Below are 21,951 nucleotides of genomic sequence, written 5' to 3' on the forward strand. Positions count from 1 at the left end.
TCGCGCGATTCGCGCAGGCCCGGCGGCACCAGGTCGCTGAGGCGACGGGCGAGGTCATCGATGTGGTTCAGGTCGATCATGGGGTGCTCCGTGGGGTGGTGGGCCTGCGCGTCCGGCGCGGCCACGGCTGTTCAGCGATAAGGATACTGCTGGCCCCCACTCGCCGGACAGGCGCTGCGGGTTTCGCACCGGCCCCGTTCAGGCGCTATCCTCCACGCCGGAATACAGGAGATCGACGATGAAGATGGTCATGGCGGTGATCAAGCCGTTCAAGCTCGATGACGTGCGCGAAGCGCTGGCCGAGCGTGGGGTTACCGGGATCACGGTGACGGAAGTGAAGGGTTTTGGTCGCCAGAAGGGCCATACCGAGCTGTACCGTGGCGCGGAGTATGTGGTCGATTTCCTGCCGAAGGTGAAGCTGGAAGTGGCGGTGACCGATGACCAGGTGGAGGCGGTGGTTGAGGCCATCGTGAAGGCCGCCGGCACCGGCAAGATTGGTGACGGCAAGGTGTTCGTGTACGACCTGGGCAGCGTGGTGCGTATTCGTACCGGTGAGTTGGACGCGGACGCGTTGTAACCCGGTTTTGTGCGTATTCGGGCTGTAGCGCGGCTTTTGTAGAGTCGAGCTTGCTCGACTGAAGCGCAGAGCAGTCCAGCAAGCTCGACTCTACAAAGAGCGGCAAAGCGGTCGAGCAAGCTCGACCCCTACCAAAGCAAAGCGCTTACCGGCGCTTCGCCCATTTGTAGAACCGCTTCCAACCCTGGCGCACGGCGGCCACCCAGCCCGGGTCGGCCACCAGCGCGGCCTGCGCGGCACTCGGCGCCTGTCCGGTCACGCGCTGGCGGATCTTCAGCAGGTTCTTCATGTCGCTGCGGCGCATCTGCCGGCTCAGCGGGCCGCGGCGCAGCCAGCGGGGTACGCGCCAGGCCGAGGTGAAGTCCAGCAGCACGGGCACGCCGCCGCTGACCACCACGTTGGTGCCATGCAGATCGTTGTGGGTGATGCCGGCCGCGTGCAGGCGGCTGAGCGCGTGCTGCAGCTGCTCGAACACTTCATTGCCGACGGCCTGGGCGGTGCTGAGGGTCTGCCCGGGAATGAACTCCATGCCCAGTGCCAGGCCACCGAGGGTGCCAAGCAGGGCCGGGGCGTGTTTCCAGCCGCCAAGGCGCTGCAGCATGCGTGCTTCACGGCGCACCATCAGCCGGGCGATCAGTGAAACCGGGGTGCCGCGGTAGCGGGAATAGTCCTTGATGACCGCCTCGCGCCCGTCCAGGCAGGTGCGGTAGACATCGGGGGCCAGGAAGCGTTCCCCGCGCTTGAGCAGCAGCGGTGCCGCGGCATCGTCGCCGCAGGCAGAGGGGGGCGTTGCAGGGAGGTACATGTCGGGGTCTCGGTCGACCCGGTGGGTGGCGCAAAGCGTCAAGCGAACCGGTGTTACAGGGAGTTACTAAGTTTTCGTTAATTTTAGTACTCGCCAGTTCGCTAATCGACGATTTGTCCGAGAAATGTCGGGGTCGTGGCTGGAACAGTTCGTCACATGAAATCGGACATTTCCGTCTCACTTTTGGTGGTGTTCTTTCTGCATCAACAGGTTGGGCGATCTTTCGGCGCCTTCCGCCGCGTTCTGCTGAACGCGGCGCACGCCCGGCTTGACCCCGGCGCACGGCCTGCCGACCATAAGCTGTTAACCCGCGACATCGGCGGCCGCCCCCACCGGCACGTCCCCGTCCCCTGCCGCGCTCCCCACCGGTGCTGGCCACCTGGCCGTGCATCGCCCCGTTTCCCGTTCCGGCCGCGGCTGGAGGAAAGTGCTTTGATCATCAAAATCGTCATTGCAGCGCTGTTCGTGGCCTGCGTGCTGTACATCCACTTCCGTGGCAAGGTCCGCGCGCGCTGGTCGCGCCAGTTGCTGGACCACTCCAGTTTCATGGCCCCGATCAACGTGGTCATGTACATGTTCTCGAAGGTGCCGACCACGCCGTTCCTGGACCCGGCCAAGGAATTTCCGCAGCTGGAACCGCTGCGCCAGAACTGGCAGATGATCCGCGATGAGGCGCTGGCGCTGCGCGATGCGCAGAAGATTGCTGCGTCCAGCACGTTCAACGATGCCGGTTTCAATTCGTTCTTCCGCCGTGGCTGGAAGCGCTTCTACCTGAAGTGGTACGGCCCGTCGCACCCGTCGGCGAAGGCGATGTGCCCCAAGACCACCGCGCTGCTGGAGTCGCTGCCGGACGTGCGCGCGGCGATGTTCGCGCAGCTGCCGTCGGGCAGTGAACTGCGCCCGCACCGCGACCCGTTCGCCGGTTCGCTGCGCCTGCACCTGGGCCTGGCCACGCCCAACAACGATGGCTGCTACATCGAGGTGGACGGCATCAAGAAGAGCTGGCGCGATGGCGAGTGGATGATGTTCGACGAGACCTACATCCACCATGCGCACAACGAGACGCCGGATGACCGCGTGATCCTGTTCTGCGATATCGCCCGTCCGCTGCGCTTCGGCCTGCCGGGCCTGTTCAACCGCGCGGTGGCAGCTACGCTGCTGGCCGGTGGTGCCTCGCCGAACCTGCCGGGTGACCCGACCGGTGGCGTCAACAAGGCCTTCGGCAGCGTGTACAAGGTGCGGCTGAAGGCCAAGGCGCTGCGCGAGCGCAGCGTGGTGGCCTACCAGCTGATCAAGTGGGGCCTGGTGGTGGCGGTGATCGCCGGTATCTGGGCGCTCTGATTACGGTTGTTCATGGGGTTGCCGGCCAGCGGCCGGCACTACCGGAACATGAAAAAACCCGCGCTGTCGCCAGCGCGGGTTTTTCTTTTGCATGGGTGGGTGCCGACCGTTGGTCGGCACGCCTTACTTCAATGCCGCCTGCACGAACGGCGGGGTCACCAGCACGCCGGTGTGCAGCGCGGCGGTGTAGTACAGGGTGTTGAAGGTCTTGGCGGCCGAGTCGGCCTGGCGGAAGTCGAAGCTGCTATCGCCCTTGCGCGCCATGGTCACGCTCCACCAGCCGGTGGGGTAGCACGGCTGCGGGAACGGCAGGGTCTTGAACGAGCCGAAGCCGGCCTTGCCCATCTCGGCGCGCATTTCGTTGATCAGGTCCAGCTGCATCAGCGGCGACTCGGACTGCTGCACCAGGATGCCGTCGTCCTTCAGCGCCTTGAAGCAGCTTTCGTAGAAGGCCTTGTTGAACAGGCCTTCGCCCGGGCCGACCGGGTCGGTCGAATCGACGATCACCACGTCCACGCTGCCGGCCGGGCAGTTGGCCATGTAGGCCACGCCGTCGTCGAACAGCAGCTCGGCGCGGGCGTCGTCGTTGGAGTCGCACAGTTCCGGGAAGTGCTTGCGCGCCATCACCGTGACCTGCTCGTCGATATCGCACTGGGTCACGCTCTCCACGCCGCTGTGCTTGAGCACTTCGCGCAGGGTGCCGCAGTCGCCGCCACCGATGATCACCACGCGCTTGGGCGCGGCGTGGGTGAACAGCACCGGGTGGCTGATCATCTCGTGGTAGAAGAAGTTGTCCTTGCTGGTCAGCATGATGGCCCCGTCGATGGTCATCAGGTTGCCCCAGTCGGTGGTCTGGAAGATCTCGATCTTCTGGAACGGCGACTGCACCTCGTCCAGCTTGCCGGTGATGCGGTAGCCGATGGCCGAGCCGGTGCGCTCGAAGTGTTCGATGTACCAGTTGTTGCTGTCAGTCATTGAAAACAGTCCTGTTCGGAGGGGTGAAGCCGGGCTGGCGGGCGGGGCCGCGTGGCACAGATGCCACATCCGGACGGATCGGCCCGTTCAGGTTTAAACCCGTCACGGGCGCGGGCGCGCATGATAACGAACCTGTGGGCATATAGGCGTTATCATGCCCCCCCTTTTATTGCCAACAAGGCCGACTGAAATGACCGATTGGTCCCTCGACCAAGCCCGCAAGACCTACTCGATCCCGCATTGGGCGGATGGTTACTTCGACGTGGATCAGGCCGGGCACATGGTGGTGAGACCGACCGGGGCGGACGGCCCGGTGGTGTCGCTGCCCAAGGTGGTGGATGCGGCCCGTGCCGCCGGCGCGAAGCTGCCGCTGCTGGTGCGCTTCCCGGACATCCTCGGCCAGCGCCTGGGCAAGCTGCAGGCGGCCTTCGCCCAGGCCCAGCAGGACTGGGACTACGCCGGCGGCTATACGGCCGTGTACCCGATCAAGGTCAACCAGCACCGCGGCGTGGCCGGCACCCTGGCCAGCCACCACGGTGAAGGCTTCGGCCTGGAAGCGGGCAGCAAGCCCGAACTGATGGCCGTGCTGGCGCTGTCGCGCCCGGGTGGTCTGATCGTCTGCAACGGTTACAAGGACCGCGAGTACATCCGCCTGGCGCTGATCGGCCGCAAGCTGGGCCTGCAGACCTTCATCGTCATCGAGAAGCCGTCCGAGCTGAAGCTGGTGCTGGAAGAGTGCAAGGCGCTGGACGTGAAGCCGGGCCTGGGCGTGCGCATGCGCCTGGCCTCGCTGGGCGCGGGCAAGTGGCAGAACAGTGGTGGCGACAAGGCCAAGTTCGGCCTGTCCCCGCGCCAGCTGCTGGACCTGTGGAAGTCGCTGCGCGATACCGAATATGCCGACTGCCTGAGCCTGCTGCATTTCCACATGGGCTCGCAGATCTCCAACGTGCGCGACATCGCCAACGGCATGCGCGAAGCCACCCGCTACTTCGTCGAACTGTCACAGCTGGGCGCGAAGATCACCCACGTCGACGTGGGCGGCGGCCTGGGCGTGGACTACGAAGGCACCCGTTCGCGCAGCTTCTGCTCGATCAACTACGGCCTGAATTCGTATGCCAGCAACATCGTGCAGCCGCTGGCCAACGCCTGCGAAGAGCACGGCCTGACCCCGCCGCGCATCGTGACCGAGTGCGGCCGCGCGATGACCGCGCACCACGCGGTGCTGATTGCCAACGTGTCTGAAGTGGAACAGGCGCAGGAAGGCCGCGTGCCGGACCAGCATGACGACGAACCGGCGGCAATCCGCCACCTGCGCGAGATCCACGAGGAGCTGGACACGCGTCCGGCGGTGGAGCTGTTCCAGGAAGCGCAGCACTTCCACGCCGAAGGCCTGGCCAGCTACGCGCTGGGCCAGATCGACCTGCCGCAGCGTGCGCGCATCGACGATCTGTTCTACGCCATCGCCCACGGCGTGCGTGCGCGCCTGAGCTATGACGAAAAGAGCCATCGCCCGGCGCTGGATGAGCTGAACGAGCGCCTGGTCGACAAGTACTTCGTCAACTTCAGCGTGTTCGAGTCGATTCCCGATGCGTGGGCGATCGACCAGGTGTTCCCGATCGTGCCGATCGAGCGCCTGGACGAAACGCCGGACCGTCGCGGCATCATCGCCGACATGACCTGCGATTCGGATGGCATGGTCAAGACCTACGTCGAGAACGAGAGCCTGGACAGCTCGCTGCCGCTGCACGCGATCAAGCACGGCGAGAGCTACCGCATCGGTTTCTTCATGGTCGGCGCCTACCAGGAAATCCTCGGCGACATCCACAACCTGTTCGGTGACACCGACGCGGTGGAAGTGCTGGCCGATGCCGATGGCTACGCGATCACCCAGCAGCGCCGCGGTGACACCACCGACGTGATGCTGGACTACGTGGGTTACAAGCTGGACGAGCTGCGTGCGGCGTATGCCCAGCGCGTGGCGGCGGCAGAGCTGTCGCCGGAACGTGCGCAGGAACTGTCGGACGCGCTGGAAGCCGGCCTGACCGGCTACACCTACCTGTCCGACGAACCGCTGGTTTGACGTTGAAGGAAGCGCCGGGCATGGCCCGGCGCTACCGGCCCTGATGAGCGCACGCGCGATCTTCCACCTGTTCCTGCATGCCGCCGTGCCAGCCCTGCTGGCATGGCTGTTCTGGCGCAAGCGTTTCGCCTCGGCGTGGTTGCTGATGTTGCTGGGCTGGATCATCGACCTGGACCACCTGCTGGCCGATCCGATCTACGCGCCGAACCGCTGCAGCATCGGCTTCCATCCGCTGCACACCGCACCGGCCATCGCGGTGTATGCCGGCCTGTGCGTGCCGAAGAAGACGCGGCTGTTTGGCATCGGGTTGATCATCCACATCGTGCTGGACGCGATCGACTGCTGGTGGATGCACCACCGCTGAGCCGAGCCTGGGCTCGGCTGCGGTGCGGGCCGCGCCCGGCGATCACCCCGCCAGCGGCAGCTCCAGCCGTGCGCGCAATCCCGGGTTCTCGTTCGACAGGCGCAGCGAGCCGCCGTGGCTGGCCGCGATCTCCGCCGCAATCGCCAGGCCCAGGCCGCTGCCTTCCACCCGTTCGTCCAGGCGCACGCCGCGCTGCAGGACGCTTTCCAGCTTGGCCTTGTCCAACCCCGGGCCATCATCGCGGACTTCGATGTGCAGCCGTTCGTTCTGGGCCAAAGCGCGCAAGCGCACCTCGCTGCGCGCCCACTTGCCGGCGTTGTCCAGCAGGTTGCCGAGCATCTCTTCCAGGTCGGTGCTGGCGCCGGCGAAGGCCAGGCCCGGCGCGACGTCCATCTGGAACTGGATACGGCGGCTGGCATGCACGCGGGTCATCAGCCGGCACAGGGCTTCGGCGGCCGGGGCCACCTCGGCACGCTGACGATGGTCCACGGCCAGGCCGGCGGCCAGGTAGCGGTCGATGCTGGCGCGCATGCGTGCGCCCTGCTCGTGCAGGCTACGGCGCCAGTCACGGCCTTCGCCCTGCGCTTCGGCGGCCAGTACGCTCAGCGGCGTCTTCAGGGCGTGGGCCAGATCTTCGGCACTGCTGCGTGCACGCGCCACCATGCGCTGGTGGTGGTCCAGCAACGCATCAAGCTCATCGGCCAGTGGCGCGATTTCCCGGTCCAGCTGGCTGCGGTCAATGCGCTCGGCCTCACCACGGCGGATGCGTTCCAGCTGCTGCCCGAGCCCACGTAGCGGGCGTAGGCCGAAGTGCACCTGGCTGGCCAGTACCGCCAACCAGGCGGCCACCAGGATGCCGAGCGCCAAGGCGCTGCGGTGGCGGAATGCAGCGACATCGGCATCCAGCGCGCTGCGGTCGTGGGCGACCACCGCGATGAACGGCGCGCTGGCGCGGGGCAGGCGGACCTGCTGCACGCGGGCACGCAACGACTGCTGCATCGGCCCGGGCAGGTTGCGCTCCGACGGGCCTTCGGCGGGGGCGGCCAGGGCCTGGTCCCACAGCGAGCGCGACTGCAGCAGCACCTTGCCGTGGCGATCGGCGATCTGCCAATACGCCCCGGAGAACACCCGCTGGAAGCGCGCGTCGTTGGGTTCCTGGCGCAGGCGCAGCTGCCCGTCCGCATCGATCTCGGCCTGCGCTAGCAGGGTCAGCATGTCCTGCTGCAGCTCGCCGTCCAGGCGGTCGCGCGCGCTGCGCTTGAACAGCTCGCCCAGCAGCACGCTGGCCAGCACCGATACCAGCACCAGGCCGATGCCGCCCACCAGCAGCAGCCGCCGGCGCAGCGAAGGTTGCCGCCGGCTCATGCGTCAGCCAGCCGCCAACCCTGGCCGCGCACGGTATGGATGAGGTCAACGCCCAGCTTGCGGCGCACGCGCCCGAGCAGCACGTCCAGCGCGTTCGAGTCGGGATCGTAGCCGCTTTCGAAGACCTGTTCGCCGAGGCGGTCGCGGCTGATCACACTGCCGGCGTGATGGATGAAGTAGCTCAGCACACGGAACTCCTGCGGACTCAACGGCAGTGCCTGCCCATCCAGTTCAAAGCGCCCGGCGTTGACGTCCAGCTGCAGCGGGCCGCAGTGCAGGCGCGGGCTGGCATGGCCATGGCTGCGGCGGATCAGGGCGCGCAGGCGCAGCACCAGCTCGTCGGCCTGGAAGGGTTTGGTGAGGTAGTCGTCGGCACCGGCATCGAAGCCGGCCAGCTTGTCATGCCAGCGCCCGCGCGCGGTCAGCACCAGCACCGGAAAGCGGCGGCCGTTGCCGCGCCAGCGCTCGATGACGGAGAGTCCGTCCAGCCCGGGCAGGCCGAGGTCGACGATGGCCGCCTGCAGGTCCTCGATCTGGCCGATCTGCTCGGCCTGGCGACCGTCGGCAACCGCCGCCACCACGTAACCGGCCTGCTCCAGCAGCGGCACCAGGCGCTGCGCCAGCGCGGCGTCATCTTCGGCCAACAGGATGCGCATCAGTCGTCCAGCTCCGTTTTCAGCAGCTTTCCATTGCGCGCATCATAGTCCAGCTCGACCACCACGCCGTCGCTGCGCAGGATCTCCACCTCGTAGACGCCGTCGTCCAGCTCCACTTCCAGCAGCTGCCCCGGGTAGCGCCTGAGCGCGTCGCGCACCACGCTTTCCAGCGGCACATAGCGGCCCTGCTGCACGGCGCGGCGTGCGACCTGCTGCGCCGGGTCCTGCATGGGCGCGGCGGCGGTCGGGGCGCTGGCCAGGGCCAGCAGCAGGGGCAGGGTCGAGAGCATCGCGGGCGCGCCAGGGCAGGGGAACAGGCGGGAGCGTGCCATTGGCGACTAACAGCCGGCTAACAGTGGCAGCTAAGGGGCTGTTAACCACAACGGGCATCGTGGCGGTGCCGGGATGGTCCGGCCACGAACAGGAGAACCCCCATGTTGAAGTCGCTCACCCTCGCCACCGTTGCCCTGCTGGCTCTCGCCCCGGCCGCGCAGGCCGCACCGCTGGGCATGGCCCAGGTCGAACAGGCCCTGCGCAAGGCCGGCTACACCCAGATCCATGAGATCGAGCGCGATGACGGCCTGTGGGAAGCGGACGTCAGCCGCGCCGATGGCCGCTTCAGCGAGGTCTTCGTGGACCCGAAGACCGGCGAGATCTTCGACGAACACAATGGCCGTGCGCTGTTGAGTGCCGAACAGGTGCTGGCGCGGGCACAGGCGCATGGCCTGCGCGAGATCCACTCGCTGGAACGCGATGGCGCGACCTGGTCGCTGGAAGCGCGCAACGCCCGCAACCAGAAGGTGGACGTGCGCCTGAGCGGTTATGACGGCCGCATCCTGCACAGCGAGCGCGATGGCTGGCTGGATTGACCTGCTGGTAGTGCCGGCCGCTGGCCGGCAACCCATGATCGTTTCCAACCCCGCGAGTCGCCGGCCAGCGGCCGGCGCTACCGTGCGACTACCAGCCGAACGGCGGCGGGTAGTCCCAGTAGCCCGGGCCGCGGCCGTAGTAGCCGCCATAGGGGCCGAAGAAGCCGGGGCCCTTGCCTTCGCTCACATGGATGTTGACGTTGACCCCGTGGGTCTTGCCTTCATCGGTGGTGTAGTTCTTGCTGAGGTTCAGCGTGGCGGCGTTGTAGTGGCTGTTGCCGCCATTCTTCGAGTAACCGATGCCGGTGGTGAAGCTGCCGGAGACCTTGACCTTGTCGTCGGTCACGTCGGCGATCTTCGCGTCGTCGTGCACGCGCGGGCCGCTCTTGTCGCCGTAATAGGTGCCCGGCGGGTCCTGCTTCAGGCTCGCATCGTTCAGGTAGCGCATCGGTGCCTGCGGCAGCGACAGATCCAGGCCAGCGGCCTGCGGCGCGGTGGCGCCGGCAGCGGACTGGGCCAGCACGGTTCCCGGCAGGGCCAGGCACAGCAGCAGGGTCAGGGGGCGGATCATGACGGCGCTCCAGCGGACAGGTGACCACGCAACACGCGGCGGTACAGGCCGACGCTAGCAGGGGCTGCTTGAATGATGCCTGTCGGCACCGGATTGGGGTAGAGCCAGGCCATGCCTGGCTGCAGGTCACAACCGCCCGAACCCGAACAGCCCCGCCAGCGGGTGCTTGCGCCGCTCGATCGTGGCCCGCAGCAACTGCGCACCGATCATCGAGTAGGTGATGCCGTTACCGCCATAGGCCATGGCGAAGTGCACGCGCGGGCCCCACTGTTCATGCGGGCCGAAGAACGGCAGGCCGTCAGCGGTTTCGGCGAAGGTGCCGGCCCAGGAGAAGGCGGCAACCGGGTCCAGCCGCGGGAACCAGTGCCGCAGCTGCTTCATCAGCTTGGCGGCCTTCCGGTCCACGCGCCGGTCGCGGCGGGCGGGGATGTCGATGGCATCGTCCAGCCCGCCGACCAGCAGGCGCTGGTCGCCGGTGGCGCGCAGGTACAGGTAGGGGCGCGCGCTTTCCCACACCATGGTGTTGCGCAGTTGGCCCAGCACCTCGGCATCGATCGGGTCGGTAATGAAGGCATAGCTGCTGCGGTTGCGGGCGACGCGCTGATCGAGCCAGCGCTGGTTGGCATAGCCCATGGCCAGCACCACGTGGCGGGCGCGGATCGTGGCGCCGGCCTCGGTGCGCGCCACCACACCACGCGGACCAGGCGTGAGCGTGTGCAGCAGCGTGCGGTCATGCACGTGACCGCCCCGTCGCCGCAGGCGTTGCAGCAAGGCGTACGTCAGTCGATAGGGATCGACCCGCGCGGCCTCCCGGGTCAGCAGCGCGCCGCCAGCGTCCACGTCGAAGCGCTCCTGCAGCGCGTCGGCATCCAGCCAGCGGGCGTCCAGGCCAATGCCACGGCGGGCCTCGCCTTCGGCCATCAGCCGCGGCACGTCGCGCGCGCGGCTGGCCAGGTACAGGCTGTCCATGCGCTGGAAATCCACGTCCTTCAGGCCGCGAGCCACCTCGCCCAGCGCCGGTATCGCCTCGGCACACGCGAGGTAGGCCCGTGCGGCGGCATCATGGCCGTAGCGCTGGGCCAGCTCCAGCAGATGCGTGTCGATCTCGTACTGCAGCAGCGCGGTGCTGGCGGCGGTGCTGCCCCAGCCGATGTCGCGCTGTTCGATCACGGCGACCTCATGCCCATGCTGGGACAGCTCATCGGCGATCAGTGCGCCGGTGACACCGCCGCCCACCACCAGCACGTCGCAGCGAAGGTCCTGCTGCAGCGGCGGATAGGCGTGGATCAGGCCGTTGCGTACCGCCCACCACGGGTAGCCACTTTTCAGGTCCATGGGTCAGCCTGCCGGATTGATTTCATGCCCGTCCGCAGGCTGATCTACAAGCAATCGAACGAACAGGTCGGGAAGGTCACTCGCTACCGGGATGGCGTATTGACGATCCATGCCAACAAATGGAATCCGGACTACCGGCAGTGCTGCATCCAATGTGTCAAATCCAAATCCCTCCCCGCCGCCGTCCGAGGCGAACAGGAATATGCCCGGCGCGTATGATTCAACCTCATACTCACGATTGAAGTCGACCACCTCTTCTGCTTCCCAGAAGACAATGTAGTTGTCGCCAATGAATCCTTCGCCACCGTTGTGCGCCCTAAGGAATTCAAGGTAGCTCTCGGGAAGTGCCACTCCCACTCGGGCTGACAGATCAGCAATGGCCAACATTTCAGCGGGGCCATTGAGCTGTCCCTCTGTCAGGTGATATTCCATGGCTGCTCTTCTGTGTCTTTCGGGGAGTGGCTCAACCAGGAGTTTGCTTGCGGCTGATGAATGTTGCGATGGGGGATAACGTCATTGGCGGACTCGGTTGGCGTCCACCATTGCCCGTAGTTCAGGCGGTGGGGCGGCCGGTGTGCGGGGTCTGGATCAGTTCGGACAGATCGAAGCCCTGCAGCCGCGCGCTGGCCAGATAATGGTCCTGCACCGTTGCGTCCAGCCGGGGCTCGCGCGCCAGCAGCCACAGGTACTTGCGATCCGGGCTGCCGACCAGCGACACGCTGTAGTCCGGGGCGACCTGGATCACCCAGTAATCGCCCTTGGCGAACGGCAACCAGCGCAGGCCCTTGGGCAGGAAGCTCACTTCGAGGCGCGCGCTGTCGTTGTCCACCGCGCAGGCCTCGCCGTTGGCTTCCTCGACCTCGCCGTCCATGCGGCAGCGGTTGGTGACGCCGACATTGCCGTTGTCGAGCAGGGCGTAGTGCGCCGAGACGTCGGTGCAGCCTTCCGGCTCATGGCGCATCGGCAGGCGAGCGATCTCGTACCAGGTGCCCAGGTAGCGGGGCAGCTTGAGGTCGGCGACGGTCTTCAGCGGCGGGTGGTCGGTCATCGGCGGTGGGGGCAGGGGGTGGGCCCCCACGATGCCGATGGACTTGCCACGGGCGGGTGAAGCCGGGGCGAGGGCGATGTCCAGAACATTGCGTCGCCGCTGCGCAATGCGCGTTTTCACCGGCGCGGCGGTATCCTGCCGCCAGCGCCGTGTTTTCCTGATCCAACCGAGGTGGAGGTGCCGATGTTCCAGGTGATCCTGTTGAAGAGTGAAACCGCGTTCGCGCGCGAGCAGTGGCCGCAGGTCGACGACCTGGTTGACTACGAGGGGGTGAGTTACAGCCTGCGCGCCGGCCCGCGCCAGCCATTGCCGACCGACCATGCGTGGCACCCCGTGGCGGTGTATGCGCCGGATGAGATCAGCGAGGAAGAGTTCCAGGACTGGTATGCGCAGCAGCAGCCGGCCGTGGAAGAGCTGCGGCTGAAGTACTGATGCTGCCGCTGAGACGTGGGACTGGCCAGGCGGTAGAGTCGAGCTTGCTCGACGGCTTTTCGCGCAAATGGCAAGACCTCGCGCTGCGCGCGACAGTCGACCAGCGGTCGACTCTACCCGGCTGATCCGACCTTTACCGGCTCTGCCGTATAGTCGCGCGCAGGCGCGGTGGTCCGCGTGAACCGGTGTGGCTGGCTTGTCTTCTTTCCTGCGATTGATCCGTACACGGGGGCCCTGGCTGGCCCTGCTGCTGTGCAGCGCCCTCCTGCTGTCCGCGCCGGTGCTGGCGCAGGACGAGGACCCCACGCCGAAGCAGCAGCTGGCGCAGATCGATGCCAGCCTGAAGGATGTCGAGCGCAAGCGGGGCGACGCCGAAGCCATCGAAACCCTGGCGATGCTGTCCGAGAACGCATCGCAGGCGCGGCGTGACGCTGAGGCGCTGGAGAAGGCGCTGCAGCCGCAGCTGGACCGGATCAGCGAGCAGCTGGCGCAGTTGGGCACGCCGGCGGAAGGCGCCACCGAGCCGCCTGAACTGGCGGCGCAACGGCGCATCATCACCAAGCAGCGCGACGGCCTGGCCGCGTCGGTGGCGCAGGCCAAGGCCAGTGCCGTGCGCGCCCAGCAGCTGGCGAGCGACATCGACCAGCAGCGCGCTGCGCAACGTACCGAAGAGCTGGGACAGAAGGTGGCCTCGCCGTTGTCACCGGCGTTGTGGAGCAAGGTCGCCGAGCGCCTGCCGATCGATATCGCCCGCGTTGCGCCGTTGGCCCAACAGGGGCGTGACGCACTGGTCACCGGCCTGCAGACCCATGGTTGGGGCACCCTGCTGCTGGGCCTGGCCGCCGCGCTGGTGATGATGTTCCCGCTGCGGCTGTGGCTGCGCGCGCTGGGGCGGCGCTTTGCTGCGTCCGAGCGCGCGCCCGACGGCCGCCTGCGCCGCTCCGGCCTGGCCATGTGGCTGCTGCTGGTCGGTACGCTGCTGCCGGGCTATGCGGTGGTGGTGCTGATGGCAGCCCTGGATGCCATCGATGCGATCGCACCGCGCCTGCAGGTGGTGGCCGATGGCCTGGAGACGGCCACGTTCCGCGCTGCGTTCATTGCCGCACTCAGCGCCTGCCTGTTGGTACCCAAGCGCCCGTCGTGGCGGCTGTTGAACCTGGACGACACCGCCGCGCTCAAGCTGCGCAAGTACGCCTGGGGCGCGGCGGCGCTGGCCTGGTTGAGCACCGTGCTGGTGGCCATCGACCAGGCCACGCGCACCAGCGACGTCACCACCGTGGCGCTGGACGGCCTGATCGCACTGACCTACCTGGGCCTGATCATGGCGATGCTGGTGACCCTGGCGCGCCTGCACCGCCGACAGACCGCCGAGGCCGAAGCCAAGCTGGAGGCACAGGCCGATGGGCTGGGCGCGAGCACGCCGGTGCGGCGCAGCAGCTGGCTGGTGCTGGCCCGCGTGGCAGGCAACATCGCGGTGGCGGCGGCCATCATCGCAACCCTGCTGGGTTACCTGAATTTCGCCAAGTTCGTGAACCAGCAGCTGATCGGCGGCAGCATCGTGGTGCTGGCGGCCACCCTGTTGTTCAAGTTCGTTGATGACCTGAGTACCTGGATGCTCAATGCCGACAGCAAGGTCGGCCAGACCATCCTGCTCAGCACCGGCCTGAGCGTGTCGAGGCTGGAGCAGGCGGGCGTGCTGCTGTCGGCGGCGCTGCGCACCATCGTCGTGCTGATTGCATTGCTGGCGCTGGTGGCACCGTTTGGCAACATCGGCGCGGTGGTGGAGCGCTTCTCTTCGCTGTTCACCTCTGGATTCGATGTTGGTGGAACCAAGCTGGAGCCGGTGCGGATCGTGCTGGCGGTACTGGTGCTGCTGGCCGGCCTGGCGATCACCCAGCTGGTGCAGCGCTGGTTGACCGACACCTACCTGCCCAAGACCGAGCTGGACCTGGGCGCGCGCAATTCGGTGAGTACGGTGGCCCGCTACGTGGGCATCATCATCGCGGTGATCTGGGCGCTGTCGGCCATGGGCCTGCAGCTGAGCAAGCTGGCATTGCTGGTCAGCGCGCTGTCGGTGGGTATCGGCTTCGGCCTGCAGGTGATCACCCAGAACTTCGTTTCCGGCCTGATCCTGTTGGCCGAGCGCCCAGTGAAGATCGGCGATTGGGTGAAGCTGGGCGACCAGGAAGGTGACATCCGCCGTATCAGCCTGCGCTCGACCGAGATCCAGGTGGGCGACAAGTCGACGCTGATCGTGCCCAACTCCGAGCTGGTCACCAAGACCGTGCGCAACATGACGATGGGCAACAACCAGGGGCGCATCCAGATCCAGTTCGCGGTGCCGCCCAGCACCGATGTCGGCAATCTGCGCCAGGCGCTGCTGGATGCGTACACCGCGCATACCAATGTGCTGAAGCAGCCGGCGCCGACGGTCTACATCGACAGCATTGCCGGCGGCCAGATCACCATCAACAGCTTCGCCTACGTGGCCAGCCCACGGCAGGTGTATGGCACACGCAGCGATCTGTACTTCAGCCTGCTGCAGATCCTGGCGGAGCGGAATATTCCGCTGTCGACCCCGACCGACATCCACATCACCCGCGATCCGCAATAGATCCACGCCATGCGTGGATGCGGCCTGTCATCAATCCGGGGTCAGATCCGTTTTCCGTAGGAGAACGGATCTGACCCCGTGCGCCGAGCGTATCCACGCATGGCGTGGATCTACCCCCGTGGGCGGCTGCGCGAGGGCACCAGTGCGAACGTATCCACCGCCAGCTTCTCGGCATGGTTCAACCACGCGCGGATCTCCAGGTCATCCACTTCGTGATCCAGCCCGAAGGACACGTTGATCTTGCCGTTGGCATCGGGCTGCACCCACTGCTGGGCCAGCACCACCTTGCGCTGCGAGGACACCGCCTCGATCCAGAAGCCGCGATCCGGGCGCGTGCTCGCCACCAGCTGCAGCATGTACTGGCCGGCGCGGGTGCGGCGGCCCTTCTGGGTGATCATGTGCGCCTGGCGCACGCTCGGGCGCGGGCCCTGGAACGCGTCCAGCGGCGCATCCACGGCAATGCCGCTGCGCAGATCGTCGTCGCGGTAAAGCTTGATGCCGTTATCGCGGTTGACCAGCAGCGCGCACCAGTCACCGTCGGCCGAGCCATCCTCGAACGCGGTGCAGCGATCGACGTAGGCCAGCGTGTTGTCCGGGTCGGCATCATCGAACTGGCGCGAGGTGTTTTCCAGGTACACCGACTTCAAGCCCCAGTCCTTGTCGTACTCCAGCAGCACCGGCGGCTGCACGTGCTGCATGCCGACCACCACCTGGTCGTCGCCGTCGATCTTCAGTTCGCGGGTCGGTTCGCCCAGCCACAACGAGCGCGCGAAGGCCAGGTACTGCGGATAGTCGCGGCCGCCGTCGCGGTGGGCGGCCACGCTGGCACTCGGTGCGCGCTTCTCGTCCAGCAGCGAGCGGCCAAAGCCCATGGTCTGCAGGCTCGGATCGAGCAGGCTGAGCAGGGTTGCACCGGAATCCAGCGTCGAACCGTCTTCCACCGCCAGCTGCCGCGGTGCCACGCCATCGCCGAGGAACAGCAGCAGGTTCTCGCGTTTCTGCTGGGTCAGGATGTGGGTCAGATCGTTGGGCATCGCCAGATGATCGGAGGCGATCACGATCAGTGTGTCCTTGCCATACGGACTCGCCTGGATGCGCTGCACCAGCTGCGAGATCAGCCGATCGCTGCACTTGAGCGCGTTGAGCATGTTGATGTTGCCGTACTGGCTCTGGTAGCGCTCGCCCTTGCACGACACCGGCAGGTGACCCGCCGGGTGGTGGGTGTCCATGGTCAACGTGGTGAGCATGAACGGTGAGCCCGCACGCGAGAGCTGTTCGAAGCGCTGGTAGGCGGTGTCCAGCAGCACGTCGTCGTGCACGCCCCACGCCGAGTAGTGGATGCGGCCGATCTTCTTCTGCTGCTTGAACCAGGCCAGGTCGTGCACTTCATCGAAGCCGTGGCTCGCCAGGAACTGGCCCTTGCCGGCGAACTGGCCGTTGGCGCCACCCAGATAGTGATTGGTGTAACCCTGCTGCTTCAGGTAATCGCCCAGGCACACCGCCTTGGGCAGGAAGCTGCCCATGCGGTCCATGCTGTTCTCATCGCCCTGCGAGGTGGTCAGCGGCACGCCACACATCGACGACACCAGGCCGGCGATGGTCCAGCCACTGCCTTCGGCCGAGGCCAGCCCGCGCACGTCCAGCGATTTCCCGGCCAGGCGGTTGAGGTTGGGCATCAGGCCGGGAAACACGGCCTCGTCCAGATAGGTACGCTCCAGGCTTTCGCCGTAGATCCAGACGATGTTGCGCGGGCGCTGCAGCGGCTGCGTCGGTACCTGGTACTCGGGTGCGATGCGGGCGAAATCGACCGGGCGCAGCTGTTGGTAGAGACGCTGGCCGTCACGCGCAAGCGGGCTGGCCATGATGGCGGTCACCCACACCACGGCGAAGCCGGCAAACCAGGCGCCGCCGTGGCCGGGCCGACGCCAGCGCTTTACCCGTGTCGCGAACAGCGGCAGCAGCGATACCACCACCAGCACGATGAAACCCGCGATGTAGCCCTTGAAGTCGGAGACGCCGGCGCCTTCCATGTCGGCGCCCAGGTGATACAGGGTGGCGGCATTGAGCCCGTCACCGGACAGCTTGTCGATCAACCACCACGCGCTGAGCGTGAGCAGCAGCAGCGAGAATGCGGCGGCCTTCCACCACACCCATCTTGCGGACGCGAGGAACAGCCAGCACAGCAGCAACAACGACAGCAGCAGTATCCAGAGCATAGGCAGCTTCGGCAGCGACGGGGTGGTGGTGATGGACGTCGTACCGACGCGTGTCCATCCGACCGGCGCTGCCACAAGCACATGCATATGACAGGCCGATGACCCGATAGTGCATGCACGAACCTGACTGAAATGTTTGTTGGACGGATGCGCGCGCTACCGTGCTGCGCAGGTAAAACGCGCGTGAAAGGTTTCGCTGGATTGCATTAAAAACCGCATGAATACGGCGATTTCCTCGTTGTCATTCAGCGATGGCCACGCTCTTCGCGTGCCCGCGCGCGGCGATCGAACAGCAACGCACTGGTCACGATGCCAAGCCCGAGCACGACGCCGATCAGCATCAGTACCAGCGCGATTGCCGGATAGCCGAATACATGCCAGCCGGTCTCGAGCTTCATCATCAGCGACGAGGCCATGATCAAGGCCGCACTGATGATGCCGGCCGCCACGCGGTTGGCGATCTTCTGCAGGTTCTCCATCAACCGCGATTCTTCCAGCCCGGTCACCTTCATCTGCAGGCGGTTCTCGGCCAGCAGCGCCATGATGTCCGACAGCTTGCGTGGCCCATCGCGCAGCAGTTGCTGCAGCTCCATCGCCTCGCTGGCGATGTTGGCCGCCGACAGCGATTTCTTCAGGCGTGCGCGCATCACGTGCTGCAGCTGGCGCTCGACGATGCGGCGTGTGTCCAGGTCGGGTGCCAGCAGTCGGCACACGGTCTCCAGGTTGAGCAGCGCCTTGCCGACCAGGCTCAGTTCCGGAGGCGTGCGCAGGCCACAGGCGGTGGCGGTGCGCACCATATCCAGCACCACACGGCCTTCGGAGAAGCTGCCGCTGGCGGCGTAACGCGCAATCAGCTGGCCGGTCTCACGCAGGTAGCGTTCCTCGTCGAAGGCTTCCAGCCGCGTGCTGATGCTGATCAGGTCATCGGCCACTTCCTCGCCACGGCCATCGACGGCGGCGAACAGGATCTTCAGCAGCCGTTCGCGCAGGCGCGGCGGCATGTGCGCGACCATGCCCAGATCGAAAATGGCCAGACGCCCATCGGGCATCACCCGCAGGTTGCCCGGATGCGGATCGGCGTGGATCTCGCCGTGCACGAAGATCTGGTCCAGGTAGCCACGAATCAGCGCTGCCGCCAGCGGGTCCATCGACTGCTCGGTGCGGCGCACGCCGGGAATCGCATCCACGCGCACGCCGGTGGCCAGTTCCATGGTCAGCACGCGCTGGCTGCTGTAGTCCCAGATCGGCTGCGGTACCCAAAGCCGGCGGAACGGCTTGAGGTGGCGCCCGAAGCGGGACAGGTTCTCGGCCTCTGCGTGGTAGTCCAGCTCCTGCATCAGGGTCTTGGCGAACTCGTTGAGCCAGTCGCGCAGGCGCACGCGGCGGCCGACCTGGGTCAGGTGGTCGGCGGCCAGGGCAAAGCTGCGCAGCGCTTCCAGGTCCGAACGCACCTGTGCGGCGACCTCGGGTTTCTGCACTTTCACTGCCACCTGGCGGCCATCGTGCATGACCGCGCGATGCACCTGCGCCAACGATGCGCAGCCCAACGGTTCCGGATCGAACGAGGCGAACAGCTTGTTCACCGGCGCGCCCAGTTCCTGTTCGACGATGGCGTGGATGCGTTCGACCGGCACCTCGGCCACCTTTTCCTGCATGCGCTCCAGCGCGGTGGCGAACTCCACCGGCACCATGTCCGGACGCGTGGACAACATCTGGCCCAGCTTGACGAAGGTCGGTCCCAGCGCTTCCAGGTCGCTGACGAACTGTTCCGGGTTGCCGTCGGCCGGGGCTTCGACCTGGCTGCCGGCGGCCTCCAGGTTCATGCCCGAGAAAACGCCTGAATGGCGATAGCGCATCAGCAGGCGCAGGATCTGGCTGCGCCGGTTCATGCCCTTGACCAGCGGAGGATTGCCATTGACGGTGGGCGGATTGCTCAAGCGACACTCCCATGCGACGAATACAGGTAGTGCCGGCCGCTGGCCGGCAATGTCCGGATTCCGCAGTGTCGCCGGGGGGCGGTAGGCACGCGGTGAATCCGGCCGCTTCCGCAGCTGCCCCGGTATCGGTCAGAATCCGCTCATTCCCTCTCTGGATGTGCCATGGCCGGTGCCAGCCTGTTTGCCCTGCTCGACGATATTGCCTCCTTGCTCGACGATGTTTCGGTGCTGACCAAGGTCGCGGCGAAGAAGACCGCGGGTGTGCTGGGTGACGACCTGGCGCTGAACGCGCAGCAGGTGACCGGGGTCAACGCCAACCGCGAGCTGCCGGTGGTGTGGGCGGTGGCCAAGGGGTCGCTGGTCAACAAGGTGATCCTGGTGCCGGCTGCGCTGGCGATCAGTGCGCTGGAGGCGTGGCTGCATAGCCGAGGCTGGAATGTGCCGCTGATCGTGCCGTTGATGATGATCGGCGGTGCCTTCCTGTGCTTTGAAGGCGTGGAGAAACTGGCACACCGCTTCCTGCACGCCTCCGATGACGACGCCGAGCGCCAGGCCGAGCGGCGCAAGGCGCTGGCCGATGCACAGGTGGACATGGTGGCGTGGGAGAAGGACAAGGTGAAGGGGGCGATCCGTACCGACTTCATCCTGTCGGCCGAGATCATCGTGTTGACCCTGGGCGTGGTGGCCACCGCGACGTTCACCAACCAGCTGCTGACGCTGGCGGTGGTCGCGCTGGCAATGACGATCTTCGTCTACGGACTGGTGGCAGGCATCGTCAAGCTCGACGATGTGGGCCTGTACCTGTCGCGCAAGGGCGGCGCGGTTGCGGCCTTCGGTCGTGGCCTGGTTGCGTCGGCCCCGTGGCTGATGAAGTTCCTGTCGGTGGCCGGCACCATCGCCATGTTCCTGGTCGGCGGCGGCATCCTGGTGCACAACGTGCCGGCGCTGCATCACGCGGTGCAGGCACTGGGCGGTGAGGGCCAGTGGGGCTGGCTGGTCAGCGCGGCCGGCAACATGGTGGTCGGCATCATCGCCGGTGCCATCGTGCTGGCGGCGGTCACCGGGTTCCAGAAGCTGCGCGGGAAGTAAGCCGGTAGACCCTCGGGGTCAGATCCCTTTTCCAATGGAAAAGGGATCTGACCCCATTCCACGATCATCCCGCCTGCACCCGGTTCTTGCCCTGTCGCTTGGCCGCGTACAACGCGTCATCGGCGCGCCGCAGCAGGGCTTCGGCGTCATCGCCCGGCTGCCACTGCGCCAGCCCGGCGCTGAAGTGCACCGGCACGCGCTGCTCCTGCACGGTCAGCACGCGGTGCGCCAGCGAACGTTGCAGCCGCTGCACCGTGGCCATGCTGTCGGCGCCCTGGGTTTCGGGCAGCACCAGCACGAACTCGTCGCCGCCCAGCCGGGCGATGCCATCGGTGGCGCGCAACAGCAGCTTGCATACGGATACCAGGTGCTGCAGCAGCGCATCGCCACCGGCATGGCCGTGCGCATCGTTGGTCTGGTGGAAATCGTCCAGGTCGATCATCGCCACGCCCAGCGGCGAGTTGTTGCGTGCGGCGCGCGCCAGTTCGCGTTGCAGCAGCTCTTCCAGCCCACGGCGGTTCAGTGCCTGGGTGAGCGGGTCGATGCGTGCCAGGTCACCGGCGGCGCGCAGCTCCTGCTCCAGCTGGGCGATGCGCTGTTCGGCACGTTCCACTTCCTGGCGCGCGTTGGCCAGGTGGTCGCGTGCCTGCGCGGCCTGCTGCTGCACCTTGCCGGTATCGCGCATCACATCCTGCAGCAGCTGGTTGAGGTCGGCGATGCTGCGCGCTTCGCGCAGCTGCAACGCATAGCTGCCGATGCGATCGTGGTACTCGCCGGTGCTGGCAGCCATGCCATCCATGCGCTCGATGAACTCACCCATCAGCCCGCGCATCGCTGCCTTTGAATCGTCGATGCCCTGGCGCAGCAGACCCTGCTTGTAGATCACTTCGCGCAGCTCGGCACGGGTGCGCTCGACGGCCTCGGCTTCCAGCGGCCCGTCCAGCAGCTGGCGTACCGCGGCGATCTGGCCCTGCAGCCAGCTGCGGTCGTCCAGCAGCTCGCTCACGTTCTCCAGCAGCAGCGCGAACAACTCCAGAAGCAGCGCTTGTTGCTCCTGCCAGCTCTCGGCGCGCACGCCGACCTGGTGGCCGAGTTCGCGCACGCCTTGTTCGATCGGTTCCAGGGCCGTGCCGGGCTGCCACTGCCGCAGGCGCGTGGCCAGCGCCTGCGCCTGTTCGCGCAGGTCCGGGTCGTGCTGCAGCAGCGCGACTACCGCGCCGCCCAGCAGCAGCCGCAGCTGCTCGGACAGGCGCAGGCTTTCCGGCTGCCCGTCCGGCGAATGCTGCTCGATGGTGCGGATGTATTTGTCGATCAGCTGCCGCATCGCCCGCCCATAGCGCGGCCAGTCCGCGCTGGCCTGCGCGGACTGCAGGCGATCGCCCATGTCGCCCAGTTCGCCGGGCAGGGTGGCCATGCCGTTGGCGAACGCAGCCAGCAGCGGCTCCGGTGCATCGGCGCCAGCGAACAGCTGCTGCAGGGCCACGCCACCGCCGCCCTGCAGCACCACGCGGTCGCCCAGCCCGTCATCCACGACCGCGCGCACGCGTGCCGGCGGCCCAAGGGCAGTGCCGGGGGCGGGGCGGTGGTCGGGCTGGTCCGTCATGGAGCAAATCCTGGGGCTGGCAGGGACTGGTTCCAGCATATCGGCGCGGCCGCCGACGGCTTGAACGGCTAGGA

The 21,951-nt window shown here is 66.8% G+C and carries 19 protein-coding genes and 2 pseudogenes; 8 read left to right on the plus strand and 13 right to left on the minus strand.

The window, feature by feature from the left end; genetic code table 11:
- Nucleotides 1-80: pseudogene (locus ACMZPQ_RS13165) on the minus strand (accessory factor UbiK family protein); the annotation flags it as partial.
- A gap of 158 nt (nt 81-238) precedes the next feature.
- Here ACMZPQ_RS13165 and ACMZPQ_RS13170 point away from each other — a divergent pair.
- The gene (locus tag ACMZPQ_RS13170) at nt 239-577 is read left to right on the plus strand and encodes a P-II family nitrogen regulator (protein ID WP_005411374.1); all 339 of its coding nucleotides are present in this window, start codon (nt 239-241) and stop codon (nt 575-577) included.
- A gap of 145 nt (nt 578-722) precedes the next feature.
- On the opposite strand, the gene ACMZPQ_RS13175 is transcribed toward ACMZPQ_RS13170, so the two are convergent.
- The gene (locus tag ACMZPQ_RS13175) at nt 723-1,382 is read right to left on the minus strand and encodes an RIO1 family regulatory kinase/ATPase domain-containing protein (protein ID WP_197580107.1); all 660 of its coding nucleotides are present in this window, start codon (nt 1,380-1,382) and stop codon (nt 723-725) included.
- Between the two features lie 435 nt (nt 1,383-1,817).
- On the opposite strand from ACMZPQ_RS13175, the gene ACMZPQ_RS13180 reads away from it, so the two are divergent.
- Nucleotides 1,818-2,723 (plus strand): aspartyl/asparaginyl beta-hydroxylase domain-containing protein, encoded by a 906-nt coding sequence (locus tag ACMZPQ_RS13180; protein WP_024957655.1) that lies wholly within the window; start codon nt 1,818-1,820, stop codon nt 2,721-2,723.
- Between the two features lie 123 nt (nt 2,724-2,846).
- Here ACMZPQ_RS13180 and speE read toward each other — a convergent pair whose 3' ends face one another.
- On the minus strand, nt 2,847-3,698 hold the full coding sequence (gene speE / locus ACMZPQ_RS13185) for a polyamine aminopropyltransferase (protein ID WP_099554892.1): 852 nt from the start codon (nt 3,696-3,698) through the stop codon (nt 2,847-2,849).
- 190 nt (nt 3,699-3,888) lie between these two features.
- On the opposite strand from speE, the gene speA reads away from it, so the two are divergent.
- A complete protein-coding gene (gene speA / locus ACMZPQ_RS13190; RefSeq protein WP_197584143.1) occupies nt 3,889-5,778 on the plus strand; it encodes an arginine decarboxylase in 1,890 nt (629 codons plus the stop codon).
- A 43-nt stretch (nt 5,779-5,821) separates the two neighbouring features.
- Nucleotides 5,822-6,142: a DUF6122 family protein gene (locus tag ACMZPQ_RS13195; protein ID WP_005411369.1), complete on the plus strand. Its 321-nt coding sequence runs from the start codon at nt 5,822-5,824 to the stop codon at nt 6,140-6,142.
- A gap of 42 nt (nt 6,143-6,184) precedes the next feature.
- Here ACMZPQ_RS13195 and ACMZPQ_RS13200 read toward each other — a convergent pair whose 3' ends face one another.
- The 3 genes from ACMZPQ_RS13200 to ACMZPQ_RS13210 are packed head-to-tail and all read right to left on the minus strand — an operon-like array spanning nt 6,185 to nt 8,453.
- Nucleotides 6,185-7,507: an ATP-binding protein gene (locus tag ACMZPQ_RS13200; protein WP_197584141.1), complete on the minus strand. Its 1,323-nt coding sequence runs from the start codon at nt 7,505-7,507 to the stop codon at nt 6,185-6,187.
- The gene (locus ACMZPQ_RS13205) at nt 7,504-8,163 is read right to left on the minus strand and encodes a response regulator transcription factor (RefSeq protein WP_197584139.1); all 660 of its coding nucleotides are present in this window, start codon (nt 8,161-8,163) and stop codon (nt 7,504-7,506) included. The genes ACMZPQ_RS13200 and ACMZPQ_RS13205 overlap by 4 nt, the downstream gene beginning before the upstream one ends.
- Entirely contained in the window at nt 8,163-8,453 is a 291-nt protein-coding gene (locus ACMZPQ_RS13210) for a PepSY domain-containing protein (protein ID WP_197584137.1), read from the minus strand. Before ACMZPQ_RS13210 ends, ACMZPQ_RS13205 begins: the two co-directional genes overlap by 1 nt.
- A gap of 144 nt (nt 8,454-8,597) precedes the next feature.
- Between ACMZPQ_RS13210 and ACMZPQ_RS13215 the strand changes: the two genes are divergently transcribed.
- Nucleotides 8,598-9,032 (plus strand): PepSY domain-containing protein, encoded by a 435-nt coding sequence (locus ACMZPQ_RS13215; RefSeq protein WP_197584135.1) that lies wholly within the window; start codon nt 8,598-8,600, stop codon nt 9,030-9,032.
- Nucleotides 9,033-9,120: 88 nt separating this feature from the next.
- On the opposite strand, the gene ACMZPQ_RS13220 is transcribed toward ACMZPQ_RS13215, so the two are convergent.
- The 4 genes from ACMZPQ_RS13220 to ACMZPQ_RS13235 form a co-directional block, all read right to left on the minus strand.
- Complete coding sequence (locus tag ACMZPQ_RS13220; RefSeq protein ID WP_197581921.1) at nt 9,121-9,603, minus strand: hypothetical protein; 483 nt, start codon at nt 9,601-9,603, stop codon at nt 9,121-9,123.
- A 126-nt stretch (nt 9,604-9,729) separates the two neighbouring features.
- A complete protein-coding gene (locus ACMZPQ_RS13225; protein ID WP_197581923.1) occupies nt 9,730-10,938 on the minus strand; it encodes an FAD-dependent oxidoreductase in 1,209 nt (402 codons plus the stop codon).
- Between the two features lie 3 nt (nt 10,939-10,941).
- Complete coding sequence (locus ACMZPQ_RS13230) at nt 10,942-11,370, minus strand: SMI1/KNR4 family protein (protein WP_197581925.1); 429 nt, start codon at nt 11,368-11,370, stop codon at nt 10,942-10,944.
- Between the two features lie 121 nt (nt 11,371-11,491).
- The gene (locus tag ACMZPQ_RS13235) at nt 11,492-11,986 is read right to left on the minus strand and encodes a lipocalin family protein (RefSeq protein ID WP_197581979.1); all 495 of its coding nucleotides are present in this window, start codon (nt 11,984-11,986) and stop codon (nt 11,492-11,494) included.
- A gap of 183 nt (nt 11,987-12,169) precedes the next feature.
- Here ACMZPQ_RS13235 and ACMZPQ_RS13240 point away from each other — a divergent pair, with 183 nt between their 5' ends.
- Both ACMZPQ_RS13240 and ACMZPQ_RS13245 read left to right on the plus strand, forming a co-directional pair.
- On the plus strand, nt 12,170-12,418 hold the full coding sequence (locus tag ACMZPQ_RS13240) for a hypothetical protein (RefSeq protein ID WP_197581927.1): 249 nt from the start codon (nt 12,170-12,172) through the stop codon (nt 12,416-12,418).
- A gap of 187 nt (nt 12,419-12,605) precedes the next feature.
- On the plus strand, nt 12,606-15,032 hold the full coding sequence (locus ACMZPQ_RS13245; protein WP_197581929.1) for a DUF3772 domain-containing protein: 2,427 nt from the start codon (nt 12,606-12,608) through the stop codon (nt 15,030-15,032).
- A gap of 110 nt (nt 15,033-15,142) precedes the next feature.
- On the opposite strand, the gene ACMZPQ_RS13250 is transcribed toward ACMZPQ_RS13245, so the two are convergent.
- A complete protein-coding gene (locus ACMZPQ_RS13250) occupies nt 15,143-17,248 on the minus strand; it encodes a phosphoglycerol transferase I (RefSeq protein WP_197581931.1) in 2,106 nt (701 codons plus the stop codon).
- 245 nt (nt 17,249-17,493) lie between these two features.
- Nucleotides 17,494-19,149: pseudogene (locus tag ACMZPQ_RS13255) on the minus strand (ABC1 kinase family protein); the annotation flags it as partial.
- A 198-nt stretch (nt 19,150-19,347) separates the two neighbouring features.
- Between ACMZPQ_RS13255 and ACMZPQ_RS13260 the strand changes: the two are divergent.
- Complete coding sequence (locus ACMZPQ_RS13260) at nt 19,348-20,274, plus strand: DUF808 domain-containing protein (RefSeq protein WP_197581935.1); 927 nt, start codon at nt 19,348-19,350, stop codon at nt 20,272-20,274.
- A gap of 64 nt (nt 20,275-20,338) precedes the next feature.
- On the opposite strand, the gene ACMZPQ_RS13265 is transcribed toward ACMZPQ_RS13260, so the two are convergent.
- Nucleotides 20,339-21,877, minus strand: coding sequence for a GGDEF domain-containing protein (locus tag ACMZPQ_RS13265; RefSeq protein ID WP_197581937.1), 1,539 nt, complete (start codon nt 21,875-21,877; stop codon nt 20,339-20,341).
- Nucleotides 21,878-21,951: the final 74 nt, after the last annotated feature.

The organism is Stenotrophomonas maltophilia (assembly GCF_047497515.2).
In the GTDB taxonomy this organism is placed as follows: Bacteria; Pseudomonadota; Gammaproteobacteria; order Xanthomonadales; family Xanthomonadaceae; genus Stenotrophomonas.